This is a genomic window from Pseudomonas sp. 50_B, from assembly GCF_017491625.1.
Lineage (GTDB): Bacteria > Pseudomonadota > Gammaproteobacteria > Pseudomonadales > Pseudomonadaceae > Aquipseudomonas > Aquipseudomonas danubii.
On record NZ_JAFGYX010000196.1, the window covers coordinates 1 to 248 of the forward strand.

Here is a 248-nt window from a genome sequence, read left to right on the forward strand (position 1 = left end):
CTCCAGCACGGCAGCCATGGACGGGTTCTGCAGCTTGGCCAGTTCCGGCTGGGTCATGATCCCCAGGGACAGCACGTTCACCAGCACCAGGAACAGCAGCACGGTGATGAAGCCGATGACAGTGGCCCGCCCGACGTCCGCGCGTTTCTGCGCCCGGGCCGAGTAGACGCTGGCGCCCTCGATGCCGATGAACACGAATACCGTGACCAGCATCATGTTGCGCACCTGGTCCATCACCCCGCCAAAAT

At 63.7% G+C, this 248-nt stretch carries 1 protein-coding gene; it reads right to left on the reverse strand.

What is annotated here, in order from left to right; genetic code table 11:
- On the reverse strand, nt 1-248 hold a 248-nt coding region (locus tag J5M73_RS31590), incomplete at both ends, for an amino acid permease (protein WP_207817017.1).